We start from the raw sequence: 23,571 nt of genomic DNA, 5'->3' as shown, positions 1-23,571 counted from the left end.
CAGCCGCCGTACGGCGGGCCTTCGGGTCCGGGTTTCGGTCCTCCGCCCGGCCCGCCGGGGCCACCTGGGCCATCCTGGCCTCCGGGCCCAGTGGGGCCGCCTGGCCCACAACGCCCCTCCGGTCCGATGGGCCCGTCTGGACCCCAAGGCCCACCGCTGCCGCAGGGCCCGTCCGGCCCGCAGGGCCCGTCCGGCCCTCAAGGCCCGTCGGGTCCGCAGAGGCCGCCTGAATGGGGACCACCGCCGCCCGACCCGCCCGACCCGCCCGGGCCGAAGAGCGGCGGTGTCGTGGTCATCGTGGTCATCGTGGTGTTCGTGCTGCTCATCGGCGGTGGGATCGGTCTGGCGTTCATGTACGGGTCCGGCAAGCCGGAGAAACCGAAGGCGGCCTCGCCCTCGTACAGTCCGCCGACCACGCTCACGCCCCCGGCCTACAGCCCGCCCGCCTACAGCCCGCCGCCGGAGCCCTCCGAGACGCCGTCCGACACGCCGTCGACGGCGGCGCCGGTGTTCGACCCGCAGCCGGGACAGTGCGTGAAGAACACGGGGACTCCCGCGAAACCGCGTCTGGTGATCTCGGCGTGCACCCCGGGTCGCTACAAGATCGTCGACCGCATCGACGGCACCACCGACATCAAGAAGTGCGACTCGACCGACTACACGTACGCGGTCTGGTTCAACCACCCGAAGTACGTGCTGTGCCTGAAGGACCTCTGAGGAAACCGTCCGGTACCCCGGTCGGCGCAGGGCCGCCGACGGTCAGTGGGGCGCCGGCGCCTCCTCGGCGCGGTGGTCGGGGACGAACCGGTAACCGACGTTACGGACCGTTCCGATGAGCGATTCGTACTCCGGGCCGAGTTTCGCTCGCAGTCGTCGTACGTGCACGTCGACGGTGCGGGTGCCACCGAAGTAGTCATAGCCCCAGACCTCCTGGAGCAGCTGGGCCCGCGTGAAGACCCGGCCCGGGTGCTGCGCGAGGTACTTCAGCAGCTCGAACTCCTTGAACGTCAGGTCGAGCACGCGTCCGCGCAGCCGGGCGCTGTAGGTGGCCTCGTCGATCGTGAGCTCGCCGCGGCGAATCTCGCCGGGCACGTCGTCCGGCTCGGCGGCCGTGGTGCGCCCCACGGCCAGCCGCAGCCGGGCCTCGACCTCGGCCGGGCCCGCCGTCTGGAGCAGCACGTCGTCCAGACCCCATTCCGGGGTGAGCGCCGCGAGACCGCCCTCGGTCACGATGGCGAGCAGAGGTACGTCCAGTCCGGTGGTGCGCAGCAGCCGACACAGGCTCTTGGCCTGCGCGAGATCGCGGCGAGCGTCAACGATCACCACGTCGGACGGGGGCGCGTCCATCAGCGCCACCCCCTCGGCAGGAGCCACGCGGACCGAGTGCAGCAGCAGTCCGAGTGCTGGGAGTACTTCATCGGACGGCTCGAGCACGTTCGTCAGCAGAAGCAGAGTGCTCAATACGGCCTCCTCGCTTGGCGGCCCCCAAAAAGACGTCGAGGACCCGAGGGCAGCGCTGCCCGGATCCCTACTACGGGAGGATATCCAATGACCGACGGCAGCTCACTACCGAGTGGTGTAGACCATAAAAAGGGGGCATCCATGGCGAAGGGCCTGATCAGATACTGGGCGGCCGCGCGGGCGGCGGCCGGTGTGGCCGAGGAGCCGTACGACGCGGCGACACTGGGGGAGGCGCTGACGGCCGCGGCGGCCGGCCGTGGCGACGAGTTCCAGCGTGTGCTCGCCCGCTGTTCCTTCCTCGTCGACGGCGACCCCGCGGGCACCCGCGACCCGGCCTCCGTCCTCCTGCCCGACGGCGCCACGGTCGAGGTCCTGCCTCCGTTCGCCGGCGGATAGCCGCCGCGGAGCGCGCGGCGTCCGCGACATCCCACCGACGGTCTGACCGGGGGCACGCGAGTAACCCGGTGGAGCGATCCCGCCCCCGCGAACGTCATTACCGGAGGTGACTCGCCGGGGCCCGGGGCGCCGGTAATGTGATCACGAATCGGCGACGGGAGAGACATGCGCAAGGTACTGGTGATCTTCCTGATCTTGCTGATCGGGCTGGTCATCGCCGCCGATCGGATCGGGTTGTGGGTGGCGCAGGACCAGATAGCCAAGGAGGCCGCGTCGCAGTACGACCTCGACCACAAGCCCAAGGTCAAGATCAAGGGCTTCCCGTTCCTGAACCAGGCGCTGAACGGCAGGTACGGCGAGATCGACATCAACGTCGGCGACGTGACCCAGCTGGGCGTGCACCTGACCGATACGGAGGTCACGCTGAAGGGCGTCGACGCGCCGCTGTCCGACGCTCTCCACGGCGACGCCTCGAAGATGGTGGCCGACACGGCGACCACCACGGCGACCGTCTCCTACGACGACGTCAACAAGCAGGCGCCGCACGGGATGAAGGTCTCGGCCAAGGGCAAGGCGCTGCAGGTGCGCGGTCCGGTCACCGTCCTCGGCATCAGCCGTACGCTCAGCGCCACCGTGTCCGTGCGGCCGTCCGGGCGTAAGATCCGGGTGGTGCCGCAGACGGTCGACGCCGGTGGCACGGCGATTCCCGTCACGCTGGTCCAGCAGGCCTTCACCTTCACCCTGCCGGTGAAGGGCCTCCCGGCGAACACCACGATCAGCGACGTCGAGGTCCAGCCGGACGGCCTGCGCGTCACGACCACGGGACAGCACGTCAACCTCGAGAGCCTCGCCGAGCAGCACTGACCCCGGATGCGGGCTCCCGCGCTCGCCGGTGCTCCCGATCGCGTGAGATCCGGCCCGCCCGGGCCGATCGTTTTTGGAGCGGTCCGGAATCAAGCGCCTTATGGTGAACCTACCGGCGTCTTGGTACGTGTCTGAGGTGTGGGACCGACTGCGAACGAGGGCCTTCTCCGCGCCCTGTACGCCGAACACGGGGGGCCGCTCCTGGGTTATGTCCTGCGCCTGACCGAGGGCGATCGGCACCAGGCGGAGGACGTGGTCCAGGAGACGCTGCTGCGCGCGTGGCGACATCCGGAGGCGCTCGACGGCCGGCCGATCCGGCCGTGGCTGTTCACGGTGGCCAAGAACCTCGTCCTCGACGCCCACCGGGCGCGCCGGTCGCGTCCGCCCGAGACCGGTGAGGCCGGGCTCGCGGCCGTTCCGGCCACCGATGAGATCGGCCGTGCGCTGGAGTCGTGGACGTTCGCCGAGGCGCTCGCCGACCTGAGCCCCGAGCACCGGGCGGTGCTCATCGAGACCTATTACCGGGGACGGTCCGTCGCCGAGGCGGCGGCGACGCTCGGCGTGCCGCCCGGCACGGTGAAGTCGCGGTCCTACTACGCGCTGCGCGCGCTCAAACTCGCACTGGAAGAACGGGGGTTGGCGCCATGACATCGAGCACCGAATGCTCGCGGCTGCGGCTGTCGCTCGGTGTGTACGTCCTCGGCGCCATCGAGCCCGCGGAACGCGCCGAAGTGGACGCCCACCTGAGCGTCTGCGGGCGCTGCCGGGACGAGCTCGCGTCGCTGGCCGGCCTGCCCGCCATGCTGGGGCGGGTCACCGAGGAGCAGATCGAGCAGCTCACCCCGCCACCCGCGGAGCTCCTGGAGTCGGTCCTGAGCAAGGCCGCGAACGAGAACCGCGCCCGGCGCCGCAGGGAACGCGCCCTGTGGATCGCCGCCGCGGCGGCGCTGATCGTCATCGTCGGCGTCGGCATCCGGGCGATGGTGGGGAGCGGCGGCGGCACCGTCGCCGAACGCTCCCCGCGCCCGCCCCGTCCGCCGGCCACGACCACCGCCCCGATCCGGACGGTGAGCGCCAAGGACCCGGCCACGGGCGTCCGCGCCCGGATCGACCTGCAGCCCAAGCTGTGGGGCACGGCGTTCAACGTACGGGTGAGCGGCGCGCCGCAGGGCTCCCACTGCCATCTGGTCGCCACGGACAAGAAGGGCCGCAAGGACATCGCCGGCGGCTGGGAGGTGCAGTACATGGGCGGCTCCGCCAGCTTCGCCGGCGCGTCGATGATCCACGAGAACGACCTCGCGTCGGTCGAGGTGCTCACCACCGAGGGACGGCGGCTGGTACTCGTGAAACTCTGAGGGAATGCCGGGGGCGGCACACTCCTTGGAGTAGGTGATGATCGGTCTTTACGTCGCGCTGGCGGCACTCGCCGCCGCCACCGCGCTCGGCGTGGTGTGGCGGAGGCGCAACGGCGTGCTGCGCGAGAGCCCGGAGCGGAAGGACGGCGAGGTGGAGCGTCTCGGCGAGACGGAGCTGGGTGCGGCGCTGGGCGCGCGGGCGACGCTGGTGCAGTTCTCGTCGGCGTTCTGCGCTCCGTGCCGCGCGACCCGGCGGGTCCTGACCGAGGTGACCGGCCTGGTCGACGGCGTGGCCCACATCGAGATCGACGCGGAGTCGCACCTGGACCTGGTTCGCCGCCTCAACGTGCTGCGCACCCCGACCGTGTTCATTCTGAACGCCGACGGGCACATCGTCCGCCGCGGCTCGGGCCTTCCTCGCAAGGCGGACATCGTCGCCGCCCTCGGCGAAGCCGTCGCCTGAGCGGTTGCCCACGATGAATCCCTCGGCGCCGACGTCGCAGGTCGGTGGGGAAATTGTGATCTCGATCGGCGAGACGGCATTTTACGCGGAGCGAGACGCCGCTTACTATCGTGTCGTGCGATCCTGGACAGAGCTGCTGACCAAGCGGCGGGCGGTCGACTTCTGCCGCGTCGCGACGGCGCTCTGTCGTACGGCCTGAGCTGGTTGGCCCTCTCGTAGCCCGTCTCACTCGCCGCCGTCATCAGGAGCATCTTCCGATGCAGGTCGACCCTAGAGGCCAGCGTTTCGCCGCGGTTCTCACATCCATCGTCCTGATCGTCGTCTTGGTGACCAGCAGCTGGCTGCTGCTGGCGGTTCAGGCCGTGGTGTTCCTCGTCGGAGTCCTGTTCGGTCTCCGGAGTGCGCCGTACGGCCTGATCTACCGGGCGCTCGTCCGCCCTCGGCTCGGCCCGCCCACGGAGCTCGAGCCGGAGGCCCCGCCCCGCTTCGCGCAGGGGGTGGGTGCGGTGTTCGCCCTGGCAGGAGTGGTCGGGTACGCCCTGGGTATCCCGGCGCTGGGGATGATCGCTACCGCGTTCGCGCTGGTGGCGGCCTTCCTTAACGCCGCCTTCGGGCTGTGTCTGGGCTGCGAGGCCTATCTGCTCATCCGCCGGCTCACCCCTGGGCGAGCGACGTCCTGATACGGAGTTCGCCCGGCTCGTGACCATGCCGCGAGTGCCCGTAAGACCCGTAATGCCACTCCAACTAGGAGGACAACAGCATGAGCCGCTCCGACGTCCTGGTCGACGCCGACTGGGTGCAGGCGCACCTCGATGACCCCGGGATCGTCCTCGTCGAGGTCGACGAGGACACCAGCGCGTACGACAAGGGTCACATCCGTGGCGCCGTCCGTATCGACTGGAAGACCGAGCTGCAGGACCCGGTACGCCGCGACTTCGTGGACAAGACCGGTTTTGAGAACCTTCTTTCGGAGAAGGGCATCGCCAACGACGACCTGGTCGTCCTCTACGGCGGGAACAACAACTGGTTCGCCGCGTACGCGTACTGGTACTTCCGCCTCTACGGCCACCAGAACGTCAAGCTCCTCGACGGCGGCCGCAAGAAGTGGGAGCTGGACTCCCGCGACCTCGTCCAGGACACGCCGTCCCGGCCGAAGACCGACTACACCGCCAAGGAGCAGGACGCCGCGATCCGCGCGCTCCGCGACGAGGTCGTCGACGCGATCGGCGACAAGAACCTCGTCGACGTCCGCTCGCCGGACGAGTTCACCGGCAAGCTGCTCGCCCCGGCCCACCTGCCGCAGGAGCAGGCGCAGCGCGGTGGCCACATTCCGACGGCCCGCAACATTCCCTGGTCGAAGGCGGCCAACGACGACGGCACGTTCCGCTCCGACGACGAGCTGCGCGCGCTGTACGAGGAGGCCGGCGTCGACCTGTCCAAGCCGACGATCGCCTACTGCCGCATCGGCGAGCGGTCGTCCCACACCTGGTTCGCCCTGCACGAGCTGCTGGGCCTGCCGGACGTGAAGAACTACGACGGATCCTGGACCGAGTACGGATCGCTCGTCGGTGTACCGATCGAGCTGGGGGAGGCGAAATGACGGACGGCTGCGGGGCACCGGCTCAGACGGCGAGCCTGCCCGCCACGGTGGATCTGACGAACGAGGCGGTCATCCAGGGCACCGTCGTACGCGGAGGCGACGCCGTCTCCGGCGCGTACGCACGGCTGCTCGACGCGACCGGCGAGTTCACCGGCGAGGTCGTGACCAGCGACGAGGGCGTGTTCCGGTTCTTCGCCGCGCCCGGTGACTGGACCGTGCGCGTGCTCGCGCCGGGCGGGGTCAGCATCGACTCGGCGGTCACGGCGCAGACCGGTGAGGTCGCCAACGTCAAGGTCGCCATCTAGACGCCGACAGCACGACGAGATCCCGCCGTCCGCCCGGACGGCGGGATCTTTTACTTCAAATCACGTGAAATCGTGACCCGGGTGACCAGGGAGTACCCGCTACGATCGCGTACTGTGCTGCGCTCGTCCCCCGTGACCTTGCCCTGGACCACGCTTCGGCTGGCCGGGCGCTTCGCGGTGCCGCTGGCGCTCTGGTTCACGATCGGCCAGGTCCTGCGCTATCTGCTGTTCCTCGGGGGCTACCACTTCGGGATGCATCACGCGTCCGTGCCGATCTTCGTCATCAGCCTGATCGTCATGGTCACGCTCGGGGTCACCGTGGCGATGCTGCACAGCGTCAAGGACGGCCTGCCCGGGGTCAAGAAGCGCGAGCTCGACGAGTCCCTCACCTCCTGGACGGCGGCGGAGGAGGAGACGATCCTCGACGCGGTCACGCGCGCCATGCTGCCGTTCATGATCTTCTATCTGGCCTGGAGCTGGTACTCCCAGGACGCCCAGGACTTCGAGCAGTCGGCGGCGGGCCGGGGCAACGCGCAGGGCGGCGTCTTCGGCCAGATCCAGGCGATGAAGCTGACCGTCGCCCTCGATCACCACGTCTGGGTGGCGATCGGGCTGACCGCGGCCTTCCTGGTGCTGAAGTTCATCGCCGAGCGCTTCGTCGAGCCGCGATGGCCGCGCTTCGGCGGCATCGCGATCGCGCTGTTCGAGGTGAACTGGACGCTGTTCGGGATCTTCAGCGTCAACAAGGCCCGCAACGGCCTGACGGACTGGATCACGGGCCGCGTCTTCTGGCACTGGCTCGGAGAGATCACCGGACCGGCGTTCGGCTGGTTCGACGCGCTGTGGCCCTCGTTCAAGGAGGCGGTGCTCGGCGGTCTCGTCTGGCTGGTCATCGCCGGCGTCGTGCTCGGCGTGGACGCCGACGAGGAGACCCAGCTCGGCCGTGGCAGGGTCGGCCGCGGCCTCGCGTCGGCCAGCGGCATGGACCGGCCGCACACGCCGTGGGAGGTCATCACGCGCGAGTGGCGCGACAAGTGGCTCCCGACCGTCTACGGATTCCGAATGGTCTTCCGCTCGGGCCTGCTGCCGTTCATGGTGTTCTGCGTCCTGTTCGCCGGGCTGGACGATGGTGCGCTCCTGCTCCAGCGCGGCGTCTATTACCTGCTCGGGCCGCACCCCATCGCCTACTGGATGCCGACGCTCCAGGTCATCTACTTCTTCGCCGAGCTCCTCCACCAGATCCTGCGTGTCTGCCTGATGGCCGCGGCGTTCGACATGGTCGTCACCCGGGTCAGTGGGCGAAGCGCAACACCGGCGTCGGTTCCGACGGTTTCCGCGTCTGCAGTCCGCCCGGCCGGGCCTCGAGTACAACCGAACTGACCAGGTTCGCGGGCACGGTCGCGCCGACCGACACCTGCGACACGGTGCCGGCCGTCGGCTCGCGGTCGGGATCGGTCTCCCCGCCGGCCGACCACACGTGCCCCGCGCGGTCGCGGACCGTGTAGGCGATGGCCGACAGTTGCTTGACGCCCTGGGCGTCGAGGGGCTGCGCGTCCACGATGAGCTTGAGGTGCACGGACCCGGCCGGCGCACCGGTGCTCTTGGCCGACCCGGTCGTGTCACGGCCGAGCAGCCGCAGCCGCACCCGTCCGAGCGTGCCGGTGCCGCCGCGGCGTACGACGGTCACGCGCTCCCTCGTCTGGTACCCCCGCGACTGGTGGTCGGTGTCGATCCACTGGACCGTGAGGAACCCGGGGACGAGCAGGATCACCCCCGCCACCTCGATCGCCCGCCGCGTGCCGTTGCTCAGCCGGCGGCGCCGCTCGACCGGATCCGGGACCGTCTCTTCGAGCGGATCCCGTATCGTCCACTCCATCGGGTCATACGTCATGAGGTCTTCAGCGCGTAGTCGGGGGTGGGATGGGCGGCGAGTCGCGCGGCCCGGTCACCGTCGATGCCCAGGTCGATCGATGTCTCACCGCTCAGGTTGTTGTAGAGGTCGGCGGTCCCGATCACGATGCGCGCGCCGGCGAGCCGGTCCTTGGGGATCTCGAAGATGTACGTCGCCGGCGCCCACAGCATCGGCTGGAACCCGCTGCTGTTGTCCGGAAGGTCCGCCCGCCCGCTCTCGTCGTACGTCACGCCGCCGCGCGTGACCAGCCGCACGTGGCCGGGCGTGAACGGCTTCTTGTTGCTCTTGATCTGGGCCTGCACGATCACGAAGAGGCCAAGGCTCTTCATCACCTTGCCCTTGGTGCCCAGGAACGACGGCTTGCTGATCGCGCTCGCCACGTCGACCTTGGCGACCTTCACGCTGAAGTCCGGGGTGTCGACGGCCGCGCCGATGCGTCCCTTGCTCAGCAGGGGGTCCTGGAGGCGGTCCTCGATGTGCGGTTTGACGGTGTAGAGCCACATCGTCAGCGCCGCCAGGCCGGCCGTCAGCACGGCCGCCACGGCCTTCCGCGCCGCGCTCATGACGTCGCTCCCAGGCGTACCGGCACCTTCACCTCGGCCTTGATGGGGGACTGCTTGGTCACGCTCCAGTAGAACTCGTCGGTGGTGAAGCTCTGGCCGTACTCCCACAGGCGCAGTGCCACGGTCAGCGTACGCGGCGCGGTGGCGTTGCCCAGCTTCCAGACGACCTGCACGACGACGGGCAGCCGCGGATGGATCTCGCTGGTGACCTGCCCGTTGACGTCGCCCTGGGTGTCCATGAGGTCGGGCTCGGCGTACTTGCCGGGCTTGGGCTCGGCGGTGATGCCCTCGACGAACGAGCCGACGCCGTACGACTTGTCGCCCAGGTCGGTGACCCGCATCCGCACGATGAGGAGGTTGGCCACCGGGTCGAAGGAGCTCAGCTTCATCCGCCCGGAGCGCGCGTCGAGGATCTGGATGTCGAACAACCCCTGGTTCACGGTGCGCCCCGCGACGCTCTGGACCGGCCCATTCGGCTGCGCCCGCAACCCCCCGGCCGCGGCCGTCACCGCGGTGAGCACCACGAGGACCCCGATGATGATCAACGTCACCCGCAGCCGCCGGCGCGGCTTCGCCTCGGCGGGCGGGCGCGGCGCCACCGGCTGGTCGTAGTAGACGTTGATGGGCCCCTCTCCGCCGGGATAAGGGCCAGGCGCGCCGTTCCTGTTGGTTCGCTCGGTCATGAGTCCTCCTGCGTCGGAGGGTGTGACCACAGGGGCGCGTCTTCGATTCCCTCGCTTCGCTCGGTCATGGGTCCTCGATCTGGTGCAGCGACGCGCGTGTCCCGTCATCCATTCCGCGGCCTCGTGTCCTCGGCGTCCTCCGCCTTCGGCAGGAAGCCGGTGAGGTCCATGCCGTCGTTCGAGTCGCCGCCCGGGACGAAGGGCATCATGATTGTTCTCATCTGCTCGGAGACCTCGGCGGTGGCCTGGGAGATCAGCTCCATGATGGCGGCGGCGAGTTCGCCGCTGTCGAGTTTCCGGTAGACGCGGGGGTCGAGCCGGATGTCCTTGACCTGCCCCTGCGATCCGACGACCACCGTGACGAGCCCGTCGGGTCGCTTCGCCGTGGCACCGACCTCGGCGAGTTCGCGCCGCATCTCCTTCAGCTGCTCGATGCGCCGTGTGTAGTCGTCACCGGGAATGCCGAGGGGCGCGTCAGGCTCGGCGCTCATCCATTACCTCCGGGTTCACTCGCTCGTCGTCGGCACGAACAAGTGGGACGCTGAACTCGTAGGGCAGGTTCCCGGCGGCATTCCGGCCGGACATGGAGTATCGAGCATAAAGCAGACATGCGGAACCTACAGCGGCTTTGTGTCCGGGGGCTCCGGCGCGGTAAGGGGGAGATGGCCTTGCCCGCGACCGCCGGTCCTCGCCGGGCCGCGGCGAAGTCGACACACCGAGGTGTCGAATCCGGGCCGAACCGTTCGTATGGAGGGTGAGGCCGGCACGGCGCCGGCGGTGACACAGGGAGGATCATCGTGAAGCACTACCTGCTCGCCATCTACCAGCCCGACACGGACGCCCCTCCGCCGCCCGAGTACCTGGAGCCGATCATGCGGGAGGTGGAGGCCGTGAAGGCCGAGCTCAAGGCGGCCGGCGCCTGGGTGTTCAGCGCCGGCCTGCATTCTGCGAGCACGGCCACCGTGGTGCGGCGGAAGGGTGATGAGACGCTCACGACCGACGGCCCGTACATCGAGGGCAAGGAGCACCTCGGCGGGTTCACGGTCATCCAGGCGCCCGATCTGGACGCAGCCCTGGAGTGGGGCCGCAAGCTGGCCGGGGCGACCACCCTTCCCATCGAGGTCACCCCGCTGCGGGACGGATCGTGTGGCTGACGCGCCACGGGTGGCCACGGCGGTGATCGAGCGGGTCTTCCGCGAGGAGTACGGGCGCGCGGTGGCCGTGCTGACCGGCGCCTTCGGTGACATCGGCGCCGCGGAGGAGGCGGTCCAGGAAGCCTTCACCGAGGCCGTACGCCGGTGGCCGGCCACCGGTGTGCCGCCGAGCCCGGCGGGCTGGATCGTCACCACCGCCCGCAACCGGGCGATCGACCGGTTCCGCCGGGAGGCCTCCCGTGCGGACCGGCACGCCCAGGCGGCGCTGCTGCACAGCTCCGGCGAACCGTCCGAGGAGGGCCCGGTGCGCGACGACCGGCTGCGTCTGATCTTCACCTGCTGTCATCCCGCGCTCGCCCCGGCGGCGCGCGTCGCGCTGACCCTGCGGCTGCTGGGCGGGCTCACCACCGCGGAGATCGCACGCGCCTTCCTGGTGTCCGAGCCGACCATGGCCCAGCGGCTGGCCCGCGCGAAGGGCAAGATCCGCGACGCGCGGATCCCCTACCGTGTCCCCGTCGACGCCGACCTGCCCGACCGCCTGCGGGCCGTTCTGGCCGTCATCTACCTGGTCTTCAACGAGGGGTACACGGCGAGTTCGGGCGAGCGGCTCGTCCGGGCGGACCTCTGCGCGGAGGCCGTACGCCTCGGACGGCTTCTCGCCGAGCTCATGCCCGACGAACCGGAGGTCATGGGGCTGCTCGCGCTCATGCTGCTCACCCAGTCGCGCCGGGCCGCCCGCACCACCGCGGACGGCGAGCTGGTGCTCCTGGCCGATCAGGACCGCGGCCGGTGGGACCGGAACCTCATCGCCGAAGGCCAGGCCCTCGTCCGGCGATGTCTTCAGCGCGACCGGCCCGGCCCGTACCAGGTCCAGGCGGCGATCAACGCCGTCCACAGCGACGCGCCGACCGCGGCCACCACCGACTGGCCGCAGATCCTGCGGCTGTACGACCACCTCCTGTCGCTGGCCCCGAGCCCGGTCGTGGCTCTCAACCGTGCCGTCGTGGTGGCCGAGGTCGACGGACCGCGGGCGGCGCTCACCCTCGTCGACGCCCTCGACCTCGACGGCTACTACCTTTTCCACGCCATTCGCGCCGACCTGCTCCGCCGCCTCGGCCGGCGCACCGAGGCGGCGTCGGCGTACGAAGCCGCGATCGCCCGCACCGGCAACGCGTCCGAACGCACGTTCCTGCAGCGCAGGCACCAGGCGCTCGTCCGGGCCGGGTGAGCCGCTCGTACGGACCGGTCGGGGCGAGCCCATCGCGCGTCGAATTCGCGCCGTATTTCGTGCGACCATTCGCAGTAACATCACCTTTTGTGCCACCTTTGCCGGTGTGCTGTACCTGACCCACCGGCGGGTACCGGACTCGGACCGGCTGAAGGGGGATGCGTGAGGGCAGTGAAGCTGGGCGGCCTCGCCGTCGCGGGAGCCCTGGGCCTCGTGGCGTTCACCAGCGCACCTCCCGCCGTGGCGCTCAAACCGACGCCCAGAACCAGCCCCCGTGCCACGCAGTCGCGCAAGCCGCCGGCCAAGTCCACGCCCACGGTCGCGCCCTCCCCGACCATCCAGTGCAATCCGCCGCAGGCGGTCGCGTCGCTGACCACCGAGCCGTGGGCGCAGCAACAGCTCGACTTCACCCGGGCCTGGAACATGACCAAGGGCAAGGGCGTCACCGTCGCGGTCGTCGACAGCGGCATCGACGTGACCCACCCGCAGCTCGCCGGGCGCGTGACCTCGGTGGACCTCACGCACACGAGGACCACTGACTGCATCGGGCACGGCACCGCGGTCGCCGGGATCATCGCCGCCCAGGACCGGCGATCGCAGAACGTGCCGTTCGTCGGTGTCGCGCCGGACGTGCGCCTGCTCTCGGTGAAGTTCACCAATCAGGAGCACATCCAGGGCTCCGACCCCAACCTCGCCAAGGCGATCCGGGAGGCCGCGGCGCTGAAGGCCAAGGTTATCAACGTCTCGGTGCAAGCGCCGGACACCCCCGATCTGAAGGCGGCGGTCAAGTACGCGCAGTCGCGCGACGCGGTCGTCGTCGCCGCGGCCGGAAACGTCACCGACCAGAACAGGGGCACGGTCGGCCCCGCCTATCCCGCCGAATACCCGGACGTCATCGGCGTCGGCTCGCTCACCTCCGGCGGTGCCGTGGCCGACACTTCCAACACCACGACGAAGGTCAGCGTGAGCGCCCCGGGCCAGGCCGTGGCCACCACCTGGCCCGGCGGTTACGCGCCGAACGAGGAGGGCAGCAGCTTCGCCGCGGCGTTCGTCTCCGGCACGGCGGCTCTGGTCCGCGCCTACCATCCCAAGCTCAACTACAAGCAGGTCAAGGCCAGGATCGAGGCCACGGCCAACGGCTCGGCCGGTGTCGGTTCCGGAGCCGGCATGATCAATCCATGGCAGGCGGTCACAGAGTTGCTGCCGGGTGAGGACTCCGGCTCGGCCGGCGCGCCGCCCGGTGCCACGGAGCCGGGCAGCGGGCACGCGATCCAGATCGCCTACCGCAAGCCTCCGGACCGGCGGACGCGTTCGGTCGCCCTGGTGGTGACGGGCGCCGCGCTGGGCGCGGTCGTCATCGCGGTGGCCGCCGGCGTGTTCGTCCCGATGGGCCGCCGCCGGGGCTGGCAACCCGGCCGCCGCTCCGTCGGCTCCGACGCCAACGACACCTGACAGTCCCTACCGAATCCTCGCGGCAGGGCAGGGGTTCCCCGCGGTCTCCGCGGTCCCGCCCGGAGGACTCCGCCGCGACCGGTTCCCTTACGCGGCGGGTCAGCCTTCCTCGTCGCCCCCGACGTACGCGGTCTGGATGAGGCGGTTGCCGGTGCGCCGCTCGACGAAGTGACCCCGGCCCGGCGGCAGCGGAGTCGGCCGCACGTTGCCGAACAGGGCGCCCTCGTCCTTGTTCCCGGACAGAATCAGAGCGGGGTTGGCCATGTCCTTGATGCGCTGGATCACCGGGTCGAACATCGCGCGTCCGGCGCCGCCCATCGCGCGGGCCAGCACCACGTGCAGGCCGATGTCGCGGGCCTGTGGAAGGAGGTCCACGATCGGCGCCAGGGGGTTGCTCGACGTGGCCACGAGGTCGTAGTCGTCGATGATGAGGTAGAGGTCCGAACCCTGCCACCAGGACCGGTTGCGCAACTGCTCCGGCGTCAGGTCCGAGGTCGGCAGCCGGGTGACCAGCGCGCCGTGCACGTCCTCGAGCAGCGAGGTCGCGGACGTGCTCGCCGCGGCGTACCCGATCCGATGCTCGGTGTCGGCGGTGTCGAGCAGCGAACGCCGGTAGTCGAGGAAGATCAGCCGCGCCTCTTCCGGCGTGTTGCGCGCGATGATGCCCTCCGCGATGAGCCGCAGGATGTTGGACTTGCCCGACTCGGTGTCGCCGACGACGACGAAGTGCGCGTCGTTGTCGAAGTCGAGCATGACGGGCGACAGGGTGTCCTCGTCGATGCCGATCGGGATCCGCTTGCCGGACGCCGCGGGGGGCGGCAGCGTCGTGAGTTCGAGCCTGGCGGGCAGCAGGCGTACGGGCGGCGCGGCCGGGCCGTTCCACGCGCTCGCGACCGTGTCCACGAACGACCGGACCCCGTCGGCGAGATCGTCCGCGGTCGGCCTGCCGTCGACACGCGGTAGCGCGCCGAGGAAGTGCAGGCCGTCACGGGTCAGCCCGCGCCCAGGCGAGTTGTGCGGCACGTTGTCGGCGAGCTTGCGGTTGATCTCCGACTCGTAGGGGTCACCGAGCCGCAGCTCCACACGGGTGCCGAACAGGTCCCGGATGTTCATCCGGAACTCCGACCACTTGTTGGTCGAGGCCACCACGTGAATGCCGAAGCCCAGGCCGCGCGCGGCGAGGTCGGTGATACCGCTCTCGATCGCTTCGAACTCCTGGCGGAGCAGCAGCCAGTTGTCGACGACCAGGAAGACGTCGCCGAACCCGTCGCCGGGCACCTTGCCCTCGGCGCGCAGCCGGCGGTACGTCGCGACGGAGTCGATGCCCCGCTCGGTGAACTCCCGCTCCCGCTGGGTGAGGAGGGTTCTGATCTCGGCGACCGTACGCCGGACGCGGTCGCCGTCGAGGCGGGACGCGACGCCGCCGACGTGCGGCAGTCCCGCCAGGGACGAGAGCGTGCCACCGCCGAAGTCGAGGCAGTAGAACTGCACCTCCTGCGGCGTGTGCAGGAGCGAGAGCGAGGCGATCAGGCCGCGGAGCATCGTCGACTTGCCGCTCTGCGGGCCGCCGACGACCGCGACGTGCCCGGCGGCGCCGCTCAGGTCCACCCACATCGGATCGCGCCGCTGGTCGAAGGGGCGGTCGACGATGCCGACCGGGGCGCAGAGCCGGCCCCGGCCCTCCCAACCGGGCGAGGTGAAGCCCTGCTCCGGCGTGGCCTGGAGCCCGGGGATCAGCTGGTCGAGCGTTGACGGGTCGTCGAGCGGCGGCAGCCAGATCTCGTGCGCGGGCGGGCCCTGGCCGGCGAGCTGCCGGACCACGATGTCGAAGAGGCTGTCCTCGACGCTCGACTCGTTCGCGTCGTGGGTGTGCTCCGGCTCCGGATCCGCGATCACCTGCGGCGCCAGGTAGTCGGGCATGAAGGGCACGATCTGCGGAACGACGCGCGGACCGCCGCCCTCCTCCACGCCGTCCTCCGGCTTGTAGGTGCCGGAGACGTACGCCGCCTTGAACCGCGTCATGCCGGTCGTGTCGAACTTCAGGTAGCCGTTGCCGGGTTGTGAGGGCAGCTCGTACGCGTCGGGCACACCGAGCACGACGCGGCTCTCCATGGCCGAGAAGGTGCGCAGGCCGATGCGGTACGACAGGTGGGTGTCGAGGCCGCGGAGCTTGCCCTCTTCCAGCCGCTGCGACGCGAGCAGCAGGTGCACGCCGAGCGATCGTCCGAGGCGGCCGATCATCACGAAGAGCTCGGCGAACTCCGGTTTGGCCGACAGCAGCTCGGAGAACTCGTCCAGCACCACGAACAGCGTCGGCATCGGCGGGATCTGGGCGCCCCGCTCGCGCGCCGTCTCGTAGTCGCGCAGCGAGGCGTAGTTGCCGGCCGCCCGCAGGAACTCCTGCCGCCGCACCATCTCGCCGTGCAGCGCGTCGTACATGCGGTCGACCAGCGGCAGTTCGTCCTCCAGGTTGGTGATGACCGCCGCGACGTGCTGGAGACCGTCGAGGCCGAGGAAGGTCGCGCCACCCTTGAAGTCGACGAGGACGAAGTTGAGCACCTCGGACGAGTGCGTCACCGCGAGGCCGAGGACCAGGGTGCGCAGCAGCTCGGACTTACCCGAACCGGTCGCCCCGATGACCAGGCCGTGCGGGCCCATGCCGCCCTGGGCCGACTCCTTGATGTCCATCTCGACCGGCCGGCCGTCGGCGGAGACGCCGATCGGGACGCGGAGCCGGTTGCGCGGCGGCCGCGGGCGCCACAGGACGCGGGTGTCGAGACGAGTCGGGTCGCCGATGCCGAGCAGCGAGGTCAGGGTGCGGTTCGCGTGCAGCGCGCTCTGCTCGGGCTCGCTCGCGCCGCTGGCGCGCAGCGGGCACAGCTGCCGTGCGAGACCGTCCGCGGATCCCATCTCCAGAGCGTCGGGCTTGCCCAGGCGCTGGAAGACGTCCTTGCCGGTGCGGTCGCGCTTGACGATGCTCAGCCGGTCGGGGCGTACGTCGAGCCGGAGCATGGTCGACTCGGGCGTCGGCGCGATGGCGCCGGTGAGGTCGATGACCGTGACGCCGTCGATGCCGTCCGCGCTGATCTGGCTGTCCATGCTGATGGCCCCGCCGTCCACGATGACGATGTGGTACGGCAGGTCATCGGCCGACAGGCCGGGCGTGAACCGGGGGCGGTCCTTCAGCTCGGCCCCGAGCATCTGCTCCAGCTCGGAGATCGACTTGGCCATCAGCCGCACCGGGCCGGCGGCGTCGGTGTCTTCCGGATGCATGGTGTGCGGGAGCCACTTCATCCAGTCCCACATCGGCATCCGGTCGGCCGACGCGCACACCGAGATGCGCAGGTCGTCGGGGGAGTGGAAGGACGCCGCCTGCGCCACCAGGGCGTACACCAACTCGCGTACGGCGCGGGGCTCCCCGACGGGCAGGATGCGTGCGAACGAGGCGAGCGACACCGCGATGGGCAGGTTCGGCACGGTGGAGTGCGCGCGTACGAACCGGCGGAGCGCGCCCGCCGTCATCGGTTCGAGGTCCTCGACCGGCTTGGTCTCCGGCGGGATCAGCTGGATCGCGAGCCGCTGCGGGCCGCTGCCGATGCGGATGTTGCCGAAGTCGGAGTCACTCGGCCGGCGCTCCCAGAGCCGCGCGCTCATCACCAGCGACCACAGGGACGCCGGGTCGGGGCTGTTCCACTCCAGCGCCTCCCGCTGCTGCGCGCTGGCACGGCGGACCTTCTGGCGAACCTGCCCCAGGTAGCGGAAGTAGTCGCGCCGGGCGCCGTTGAGGCGCTGCTTGCGGTCGCCGGTGCCGCGGGTGATCTGGCCGAGCATCATCCCCATCATCGACAGCGACATCATGCCCGAGGACAGGAACATCATCGGGTTCGATCCGGGCACCACGAGCATGAAGGCCATCGCCCCGCCGCCCGCGAGCATCGGGACGTACGTCATCAGCGCCTGGAAACCCGCCGACTGCGTTTCCGGGATTTCCGGCGGCGACTCGAGAAGGATCTCACCGCGAGGCAGCTCCGGCGGAGGCCGGCGTTCCTGTCTGGTGACGATCACCGTGCTCAACGGAGTACCTCCACGGGCCGCTGGCATAAAGCGTCAGTAGCCGCCATCCTATAAAGCCGGTTCACCATGTTCCGTACGAATTCGCCGATGGGGGAGACCGTGAGCCCGAGAGCCGGAGCCGACTTGTGCCGGATCACGATCGTCGCGCCGGATCGGCGGATCGACCTGTCGCTGCCGGCCGAGGTTCCGCTGGTCCAGATGCTGCCGACGCTGCTCCGCGCCGCGGGACGCGACCTGGCCGACGCGGGTCTCGCCCATTCCGGATGGGTGCTGCAGCGGCTCGACGGCCCCCCCTTCGAGAACGGCCTCAGCCTGGCCCAACTCGATGTTCGCGACGGCGAGGTGCTGTATTTCCGTCCGCGCATGACGCTGATTCCCGAGCTCGTCTACGACGACGTGGCCGACGTGGTCGCGACGGGAAAGAAGGACCGCGCCGATCGCTGGCGTCCCGAGACGACACGCCGCTTCGGGCTGGTCGCCGGGGCCCTGGCACTCGTCCTCGGCGTCGTCCCGATCCTGCGGTCCGGAGAGTGGCACGCCGCGGCGATCGCGTCGGCGCTCGTCGCCTTCGTGCTCGTGACGATGGGCGTGACGCTTTCGCGGGCGGTCGGGGACTCCATCGGCGGAGCCGCTCTCGGCTGCGCCGCGCTTCCGTACGGGTTCCTGGCCGGCCTTCTCGCGCCCGCGCGTACGCACCTGCCTCTCGCGGCACTGGGGGGCCCGCACCTGCTGGCGGCGTTCGCCGCCACGACCGTGATCGCGGTGCTCGCGGGGTTCGGCGTGGCCGACGGCCTGCCGTGGTTCGTCGGCGTGGGGTTCGCCGGTCTGGTGGGCACGATCGCCACCGCCGTCACCCTGCTGTTCAACGGCGCCGATCCGGCGGGCGTGGCCGCGTGCGCGGTCGTGCTCGTCATGGCGCTGTGCGCCCTCATTCCGACCGTGTCGTTCCGCCTCGCCCGGTTGCCGCTGCCGCCGATCCCGACCAGCGCCGACGACCTGCGCAGCGAGGCGACGGTCATCGACGGCAAGAAGCTCCTGCGCCGCGCGGGCGTCGCCGACCGGTTCGCCACCGGGCTGGTCGCCGGGATCGCGCTGGTGGCCGCCGTCTCGCTGGTGTTCCTGGTCTTCGCCCCGGGCAGGTCCGGGCCGATCATGGCCGCCGTGCTGTCGCTCTCCCTGCTGCTGCGGGCCCGTATCTTCCGCGGGCGCTCGCAACGGGCCTGGATGCTCATCGTGGGACTCGGCGGGCTCGGGCTGCTCGACGTCGCGCTCTCGCTGCGGGCCACGCCCGTGGAGGTCATCGCACTGGTGCTGCCGGGGATACTGGCGGTCGCCGCCATCGCGCTGACCATGGCGATGTGGCTGCCCGGCCACCGGCCCAGCCCCTTCTGGGGCCGGGCCGGGGACATCATCGACATGTTCGCGCTCATCGCGCTCATGCCGCTGGCCCTCGCCGTCCTGGACATCTACTCGAAGGTGCGCGGTATCGGAGGTTGACACCGGGAGAAAGCCGTCTCTCTGGTAGCCGGTGGTGCCGGGACCCGGTTTCCTCCATAATTCCGGTGAAAGGGGGTCACAGCATGAGTGAGTTCGGAGACCTGGCCAATCTGGATATCGACAAGCTCCTCCGGATCTCGGAGGACTATTCAGCGAAGGCACAGGAGTTGCAGGAACGCTCCGCAGACCTCAAGGGGCACGCGGAGAGCAAGGACCGCAGGATCAAGGTGACCTGCACGGTGAACGACGGCGTCACCGACATCGACATCGACCCACGCGCCATGCGCATGCCGGCGGCGACGTTCGCCGAAACCCTCAAGACACTGATCCACGAGGCCAACGCCGACCTGCACGGTCAGCTCAACGAGCTCATGACCGAGACCTACGGCGCGGACGCCAATCCGCTGGCGTTCAAGGAGAACCAGAAGGCGGCTCAGGAAAAGGTCGAGCAGGCCGCAGCGATGTTCGACCGGTCGCTGGACGAGGCGATGGCCGAGCTCTCGCGCATCAGCAAGCAGCTCGGGTTGTGACCCGCGTGCGGGGTGGCTCGGGGGAGACGCTAAACGGGCTGCGTCGGAGTGCTCTGCGGTGAAGTGCCCTGCGATTGTGTCGTAGTGTCCTGCGAGGGCTGCTTGTCCGACGGCCAGGTCACGGTCTTGTGGCCCGGCACGATCGAAGTCGCCGCCTTGGTTATCTGCGGCTTGAAGTACATGCCGCCGACCGCCAAGCCGCCGAATAGTAGTTTTCTCGAGCCCGAGAGCTTCATGAATGCCCCGAGTAGGTCCTTGAGCTTGCCGATTATCGCCCGGAGGCCTTGCAATACGGTTCTCAGTACGCCGTTCAGCCCTCCGGCGGCACCGTTGGCTCCTGCGAAACTTGCCGCATCCACGCCGGGGATCCAGGAAGTCGAGATGACCTCGGTCGCCAGGAGCGCGAGGGTCGTGCCGACCGCGGCCGATGCGGCGCCCGCCGCCGTCCACAAGCCGCCGAGGACGTTCATTATCGTGTTGAGGTTGCTGTGCTGGTCCTTGGTGTCCCCGAGCGCCTTGGTGTACTGCTTCATGCGATTGTCGAACTCGGTGCGCGCCGCAGTGGTTTGGAAACCCGTTTTATCATCAATGATTTTATCTGTGTCGTCTTTGGCCTGTCCGGTGGTGTTCGCCACTTCCCCGTGCCTGTTTCCGGCATGGAAAATCTGACCCGGGTCGGAGATGAGAGTACCGGCCATAGTGGCGATCGGAATGGCTGCCGGGACCACTCCCGCTGCGAAGGTCGAGCCAAGAAAGCCAATCATGCTTGGCGCTGCCAGTCCGTCTCGCCAGCTCATGCCCATCGCGCCTAACTCCCTGCTCCAGGTGTATCCTGAACTCTTTGGTTGGTGATTTGCGCGGTGTCCGTGTACACCTTGCCGGTTGCCGCCATGCCCTGCGAGTTGGCGCTCAGGGTGAGGCTTCCCTGCTGCAATTCTGTCGCGGCGGACTCTGACATCGACGAATATACGGATTGCAGCGGGCTGCCTATTATTCCGAAGCCGGGAAACCCGACATTGATGCCCTGGGCGTGTGTGAGCGCCGTGTTCAGAGTCTTCACCGGACCCGCCGCAAGATCCGATCCTCGCTTCTGGATCGTCTGCCCGTCGACATCCATGCTGCCCGTGTCCACGGTTTGCGCGGGCTTATCGGGCTTGCTGGGTTTGCCGTCGCTCGGCGTGCGGCTGCTAGGTACACCGCCACTCGGTATCCCGCCGCCACCGCCGCTCGGCGAGCCCGCGCCGGGCGTCTGAGGCGTCGGGATGTCCGGCGTCTGCGGCAGGCCGTCGGTGCCGGGCTGCTGTCCCGACCCGTCCTGCGGGTCCCCCTGGCCCGGCACGGGGGTTCCGTTGCCGTAACCGGGGTTCTGGCCCGCCGGCCCCTGGAGACCGGACCAGTCGTCCTGCTGGTCGGCGGGATGGTCGTGGGCATCGATCTTGATATGCCCGTCTTTGTCCTGGGTGATGTTCAGATCCACGTGTTTGTCGGGCTGCACGTGGATCTTGACTTCGTGCGGGTTGGTGTCGCTCTTGGGGACCGTGAGGTCGAAGCTGCCGTCCTTGTTCGGGTGGACGTGCAGGGTGATGGCGTGCGGGTTGTCCGGCCCCTTCGGGATCACGATGTCCTGGCTGCCGTCGGCCTTCGTGTGAATGACCGGGTCCGGCAGGTTGGAGTTCGGCCCGTGCAGTGCGAGGTCCACCTTGGCCGCGTGGTCGCCGATGCCCTGCAGGTGTTCGATCGGGGTGGTGTCCTGCGACGGGTCCTGGGTGCTGCCGGCCGGGTAGTACTGCCCGCTCGTGAGGCCCCCGTCGCCGCTGCCGTTCGCCGGCTGGGTGGTGTAGCCGGCGGGCTGCGTGCCGTCCTGGGTCATGCCCGTCTGGTTCCACTGCCCGGTCAGCGGCGTGCCGTGGCCGGTCGGCTGCGTGCCGTTCGTCTGGCTCCCGTCGGCGTACTGCTGGGTCCCGTCGGCGTACTGCCCGCCGTCCTGCCCCTGCCCGGTCGAGTTGTACCCCACCGGTGTGTACGGGGTGGACCGGCCGTCGTTCGCCTGGGTGAGGGACTGCGTCGGATCCTGAGGGCCGTGAACGACGTGGGCGGAGCCGTCCGGCGCGACGTCGATGCTGAGGCCGTTGTCGCCGGCCGCGACCTTGTGCCCGTCGATGGTGATGAGTGCGTCCGGACTCGAGTCGATGCCGAGTTGCGCCTGAGTCGCGTGCTTTCCGGCCGCGACGTCGTAGCCGACCGTCCCCTGGGTCCCGGTGTCCGTGGTGGTGGGCGCGTTGGTCGTGGTGGTCGTGGTCGGATTGAGCAAAGCCGCGATGGGGTTGTACTGCGTGCTCATCCGTCCTCCACCCGCTGGACCGACACGTTCCATTACTTCTCGGATGCCCATTAGATTACGGTGCTGGACCGGGGGTTCCGCAATGTTTGAAATATCGGGAGGTGCCGGTGCAGAGCCGCCGTGACTTGTACCAGGCGCATCGTCTGATGTTGCAACGCGTCGGCATGGCGCTTCTCGCGGGTGAGCCCGACCTTCCCGAGCCGCCCACACGCCGGATGACCGTCTCGGCGTTCGCCGGGCTGATGATCGCGGTGCTCATCGTCGCCGGCTTCGGCGTCTGGGGCCTGCTGTCGCCCGGTGGCGCCACCGGCCTGGAGGAGCCGGGCACGCTCATCATCGAGAAGGAGACCGGCACCAAGTACATCTACAGCCAGCAGGACAAGAAGATGTACCCGGTGGCGAACTACGCGTCCGCCCGGCTGATCCTGGGCACCAACGACGTGAAGCGCAAACTGGTCTCGCAGTCGTCGCTCGCCAAGTACGACCGCGCGCAGCCGGTCGGCATCCTCGGCGCGCCCGACTCCCTTCCCACCGCGGACCACCAGGTGACCGGGCCGTGGTCGGTATGCGGGCACAGTACGGACAACGCCACGGGCGGCACCGTCTCGTACGCCTCCCTCGTGGTCGGTAGTGGCGTCGGCGGGCAGTCGCTCAACGACGGGCAGGCCGTCATCGTCCACGGTCCGGGTGCGTCGTGGGTGATCTGGCGCAACCAGCGGATGAAGCTGCCCACCGAGGAGGTACGCCCGCTCAGCGGCACCGACCATCCTCCGGAGGTCTCCGCGACCTGGCTGAACGCCGTGCCGGCGGGCCCCGATTTCGCGCCGCCCCCCATCCCGAACCGCGGTACGGAGGTCACCGGTCCCGATGGGGGGAAGGCGGCGGTCGGCACGATCTACGTCGCGCGCGCGGTCGGCGGCCAGGATCGCTGGTACGTCCTGATGAGCGACGGGCTCGCGCCCATCAAGGAGACCGAGGGCGTGCTCCTGCAGAACGACCCGGAGAGCCGGAAGGCCTACAAGGGAGGTCAGGTCCAGGCCGTCCCGATCGCGCCGGCGACCGCGAACGCCATGCAGCGCTCGACGGACAAGGTCTCCGCGGACGCCCTGCCCGACGCGATGCCCAAAATGGTGTCCTACGACGCGAAGACACCGCTGTGCGTCGTCTACTCCGACACCGCGTCGGGCAGCCAGGACGCGCGTGTGGCGGTCGGCGGCACCGTCCCGACACCGGCCGGGCCGCCCTCGGCCTCGCCGGGCGCCGGCGCGGCCAAGGGCGTGGTGGACCAGGTGGTGCTCCCGCCGGGAGACGGAGCGCTCCTCGGCCTGCTGCCCGCACCCGGCCAGGTCAAGTCGATCAGCTCGTACTCGGTACTGACGGATCAGGGGCTGCGGTTCGCCGTTCCGTCCAGCGATATCGCGGCCAAACTCGGCTTCGACGTGAAGAAGGTCGCTCCGGTTCCAGGAAACCTCCTCCACTTGATCCCAGAAGGGCCCATGCTGGATCCCAAGCAAGCCATGCAACCATTGTCTTACCCCAGGTCAGGTGGGTGACGGGCGGCGGCGTCCGCTGTCTTGCGCCCTGGTTTCTCGAAGATAACAATTACGTAGCGTTGGCGATAAGCATTGACTTTTCCATATCTACTGGACAGGTCGCTGCAATGTCTCGTATGGTGATCCATGTTTTGGCGGTC

25 protein-coding genes are annotated in these 23,571 nt (G+C 69.6%); 17 read left to right on the top strand and 8 right to left on the bottom strand.

Annotated elements, in window-relative coordinates; genetic code table 11:
• Positions 1–288: 288 nt before the first annotated feature.
• The gene (locus OG417_RS47100; RefSeq protein WP_329244071.1) at positions 289–717 is read left to right on the top strand and encodes an LppU/SCO3897 family protein; all 429 of its coding nucleotides are present in this window, start codon (positions 289–291) and stop codon (positions 715–717) included.
• A 42-nt stretch (positions 718–759) separates the two neighbouring features.
• Here the strand turns inward: OG417_RS47100 and OG417_RS47095 are convergent, their stop codons facing one another.
• Positions 760–1,461, bottom strand: coding sequence for a winged helix-turn-helix transcriptional regulator (locus tag OG417_RS47095; RefSeq protein ID WP_329244068.1), 702 nt, complete (start codon positions 1,459–1,461; stop codon positions 760–762).
• A 141-nt stretch (positions 1,462–1,602) separates the two neighbouring features.
• Here OG417_RS47095 and OG417_RS47090 point away from each other — a divergent pair, with 141 nt between their 5' ends.
• From OG417_RS47090 to OG417_RS47050, 10 genes are all read left to right on the top strand, one after another.
• Entirely contained in the window at positions 1,603–1,857 is a 255-nt protein-coding gene (locus tag OG417_RS47090; protein ID WP_329244066.1) for a MoaD/ThiS family protein, read from the top strand.
• Between the two features lie 165 nt (positions 1,858–2,022).
• Entirely contained in the window at positions 2,023–2,721 is a 699-nt protein-coding gene (locus OG417_RS47085; protein ID WP_329244065.1) for an LmeA family phospholipid-binding protein, read from the top strand.
• Between the two features lie 138 nt (positions 2,722–2,859).
• Positions 2,860–3,369: a sigma-70 family RNA polymerase sigma factor gene (locus tag OG417_RS47080; RefSeq protein ID WP_329244062.1), complete on the top strand. Its 510-nt coding sequence runs from the start codon at positions 2,860–2,862 to the stop codon at positions 3,367–3,369.
• Positions 3,366–4,076 carry an anti-sigma factor family protein gene (locus OG417_RS47075; protein WP_329244060.1) on the top strand — a complete coding sequence of 237 codons (711 nt, stop codon included), beginning with the start codon at positions 3,366–3,368 and terminating at the stop codon, positions 4,074–4,076. Before OG417_RS47080 ends, OG417_RS47075 begins: the two co-directional genes overlap by 4 nt.
• A 37-nt stretch (positions 4,077–4,113) precedes the next feature.
• Positions 4,114–4,539, top strand: coding sequence for a thioredoxin family protein (locus tag OG417_RS47070; RefSeq protein ID WP_329244057.1), 426 nt, complete (start codon positions 4,114–4,116; stop codon positions 4,537–4,539).
• 13 nt (positions 4,540–4,552) lie between these two features.
• The gene (locus OG417_RS54690; RefSeq protein WP_442875621.1) at positions 4,553–4,738 is read left to right on the top strand and encodes a putative leader peptide; all 186 of its coding nucleotides are present in this window, start codon (positions 4,553–4,555) and stop codon (positions 4,736–4,738) included.
• A 58-nt stretch (positions 4,739–4,796) separates the two neighbouring features.
• Positions 4,797–5,219, top strand: a complete 423-nt coding sequence (locus tag OG417_RS47065; RefSeq protein WP_329244054.1) for a DUF4395 domain-containing protein — start codon at positions 4,797–4,799, stop codon at positions 5,217–5,219.
• Between the two features lie 80 nt (positions 5,220–5,299).
• Positions 5,300–6,139, top strand: coding sequence for a sulfurtransferase (locus OG417_RS47060; RefSeq protein ID WP_329244051.1), 840 nt, complete (start codon positions 5,300–5,302; stop codon positions 6,137–6,139).
• The gene (locus OG417_RS47055) at positions 6,136–6,444 is read left to right on the top strand and encodes a DUF1416 domain-containing protein (protein ID WP_329244048.1); all 309 of its coding nucleotides are present in this window, start codon (positions 6,136–6,138) and stop codon (positions 6,442–6,444) included. Before OG417_RS47060 ends, OG417_RS47055 begins: the two co-directional genes overlap by 4 nt.
• A gap of 114 nt (positions 6,445–6,558) precedes the next feature.
• A complete protein-coding gene (locus tag OG417_RS47050; RefSeq protein WP_329244044.1) occupies positions 6,559–7,824 on the top strand; it encodes a hypothetical protein in 1,266 nt (421 codons plus the stop codon).
• Here the strand turns inward: OG417_RS47050 and OG417_RS47045 are convergent.
• From OG417_RS47045 to OG417_RS47030, 4 genes are all read right to left on the bottom strand, one after another.
• Entirely contained in the window at positions 7,736–8,335 is a 600-nt protein-coding gene (locus OG417_RS47045; RefSeq protein WP_329244041.1) for a hypothetical protein, read from the bottom strand. The genes OG417_RS47050 and OG417_RS47045 overlap by 89 nt on opposite strands.
• Positions 8,332–8,919, bottom strand: coding sequence for a hypothetical protein (locus OG417_RS47040; RefSeq protein ID WP_329244038.1), 588 nt, complete (start codon positions 8,917–8,919; stop codon positions 8,332–8,334). Before OG417_RS47040 ends, OG417_RS47045 begins: the two co-directional genes overlap by 4 nt.
• A complete protein-coding gene (locus OG417_RS47035; RefSeq protein ID WP_329244035.1) occupies positions 8,916–9,602 on the bottom strand; it encodes a hypothetical protein in 687 nt (228 codons plus the stop codon). Before OG417_RS47035 ends, OG417_RS47040 begins: the two co-directional genes overlap by 4 nt.
• Before the next feature lie 104 nt (positions 9,603–9,706).
• Positions 9,707–10,093 (bottom strand): YbaB/EbfC family nucleoid-associated protein, encoded by a 387-nt coding sequence (locus OG417_RS47030; RefSeq protein WP_329244032.1) that lies wholly within the window; start codon positions 10,091–10,093, stop codon positions 9,707–9,709.
• Between the two features lie 306 nt (positions 10,094–10,399).
• On the opposite strand from OG417_RS47030, the gene OG417_RS47025 reads away from it, so the two are divergent.
• From OG417_RS47025 to OG417_RS47015, 3 genes are all read left to right on the top strand, one after another.
• Positions 10,400–10,756, top strand: a complete 357-nt coding sequence (locus tag OG417_RS47025; protein WP_329244029.1) for a YciI family protein — start codon at positions 10,400–10,402, stop codon at positions 10,754–10,756.
• A complete protein-coding gene (locus OG417_RS47020) occupies positions 10,749–11,984 on the top strand; it encodes an RNA polymerase sigma factor (RefSeq protein WP_329244026.1) in 1,236 nt (411 codons plus the stop codon). Before OG417_RS47025 ends, OG417_RS47020 begins: the two co-directional genes overlap by 8 nt.
• Before the next feature lie 162 nt (positions 11,985–12,146).
• Complete coding sequence (locus tag OG417_RS47015) at positions 12,147–13,436, top strand: S8 family serine peptidase (RefSeq protein WP_329244022.1); 1,290 nt, start codon at positions 12,147–12,149, stop codon at positions 13,434–13,436.
• Between the two features lie 99 nt (positions 13,437–13,535).
• Here the strand turns inward: OG417_RS47015 and eccCa are convergent, their stop codons facing one another.
• On the bottom strand, positions 13,536–17,501 hold the full coding sequence (gene eccCa / locus OG417_RS47010; protein WP_329263049.1) for a type VII secretion protein EccCa: 3,966 nt from the start codon (positions 17,499–17,501) through the stop codon (positions 13,536–13,538).
• Between the two features lie 96 nt (positions 17,502–17,597).
• On the opposite strand from eccCa, the gene eccD reads away from it, so the two are divergent.
• Together eccD and OG417_RS47000 are read left to right on the top strand one after the other, a co-directional pair.
• Positions 17,598–19,007, top strand: a complete 1,410-nt coding sequence (gene eccD, locus OG417_RS47005) for a type VII secretion integral membrane protein EccD (protein ID WP_329244019.1) — start codon at positions 17,598–17,600, stop codon at positions 19,005–19,007.
• An 83-nt stretch (positions 19,008–19,090) separates the two neighbouring features.
• On the top strand, positions 19,091–19,537 hold the full coding sequence (locus tag OG417_RS47000) for a YbaB/EbfC family nucleoid-associated protein (protein WP_329244017.1): 447 nt from the start codon (positions 19,091–19,093) through the stop codon (positions 19,535–19,537).
• 29 nt (positions 19,538–19,566) lie between these two features.
• Here the strand turns inward: OG417_RS47000 and OG417_RS46995 are convergent, their stop codons facing one another.
• Both OG417_RS46995 and OG417_RS46990 read right to left on the bottom strand, forming a co-directional pair.
• The gene (locus OG417_RS46995; protein WP_329244014.1) at positions 19,567–20,340 is read right to left on the bottom strand and encodes a hypothetical protein; all 774 of its coding nucleotides are present in this window, start codon (positions 20,338–20,340) and stop codon (positions 19,567–19,569) included.
• 5 nt (positions 20,341–20,345) lie between these two features.
• The gene (locus OG417_RS46990) at positions 20,346–21,878 is read right to left on the bottom strand and encodes a hypothetical protein (RefSeq protein ID WP_329244011.1); all 1,533 of its coding nucleotides are present in this window, start codon (positions 21,876–21,878) and stop codon (positions 20,346–20,348) included.
• 101 nt (positions 21,879–21,979) lie between these two features.
• Here OG417_RS46990 and eccB point away from each other — a divergent pair, with 101 nt between their 5' ends.
• A complete protein-coding gene (eccB, locus tag OG417_RS46985) occupies positions 21,980–23,431 on the top strand; it encodes a type VII secretion protein EccB (RefSeq protein WP_329244008.1) in 1,452 nt (483 codons plus the stop codon).
• Positions 23,432–23,571 lie beyond the last annotated feature (140 nt).

The organism is Actinoallomurus sp. NBC_01490 (assembly GCF_036227085.1).
Lineage (GTDB): Bacteria > Actinomycetota > Actinomycetes > Streptosporangiales > Streptosporangiaceae > Actinoallomurus > Actinoallomurus oryzae.
This window is presented reverse-complemented; position numbering and strand designations above follow the sequence as displayed.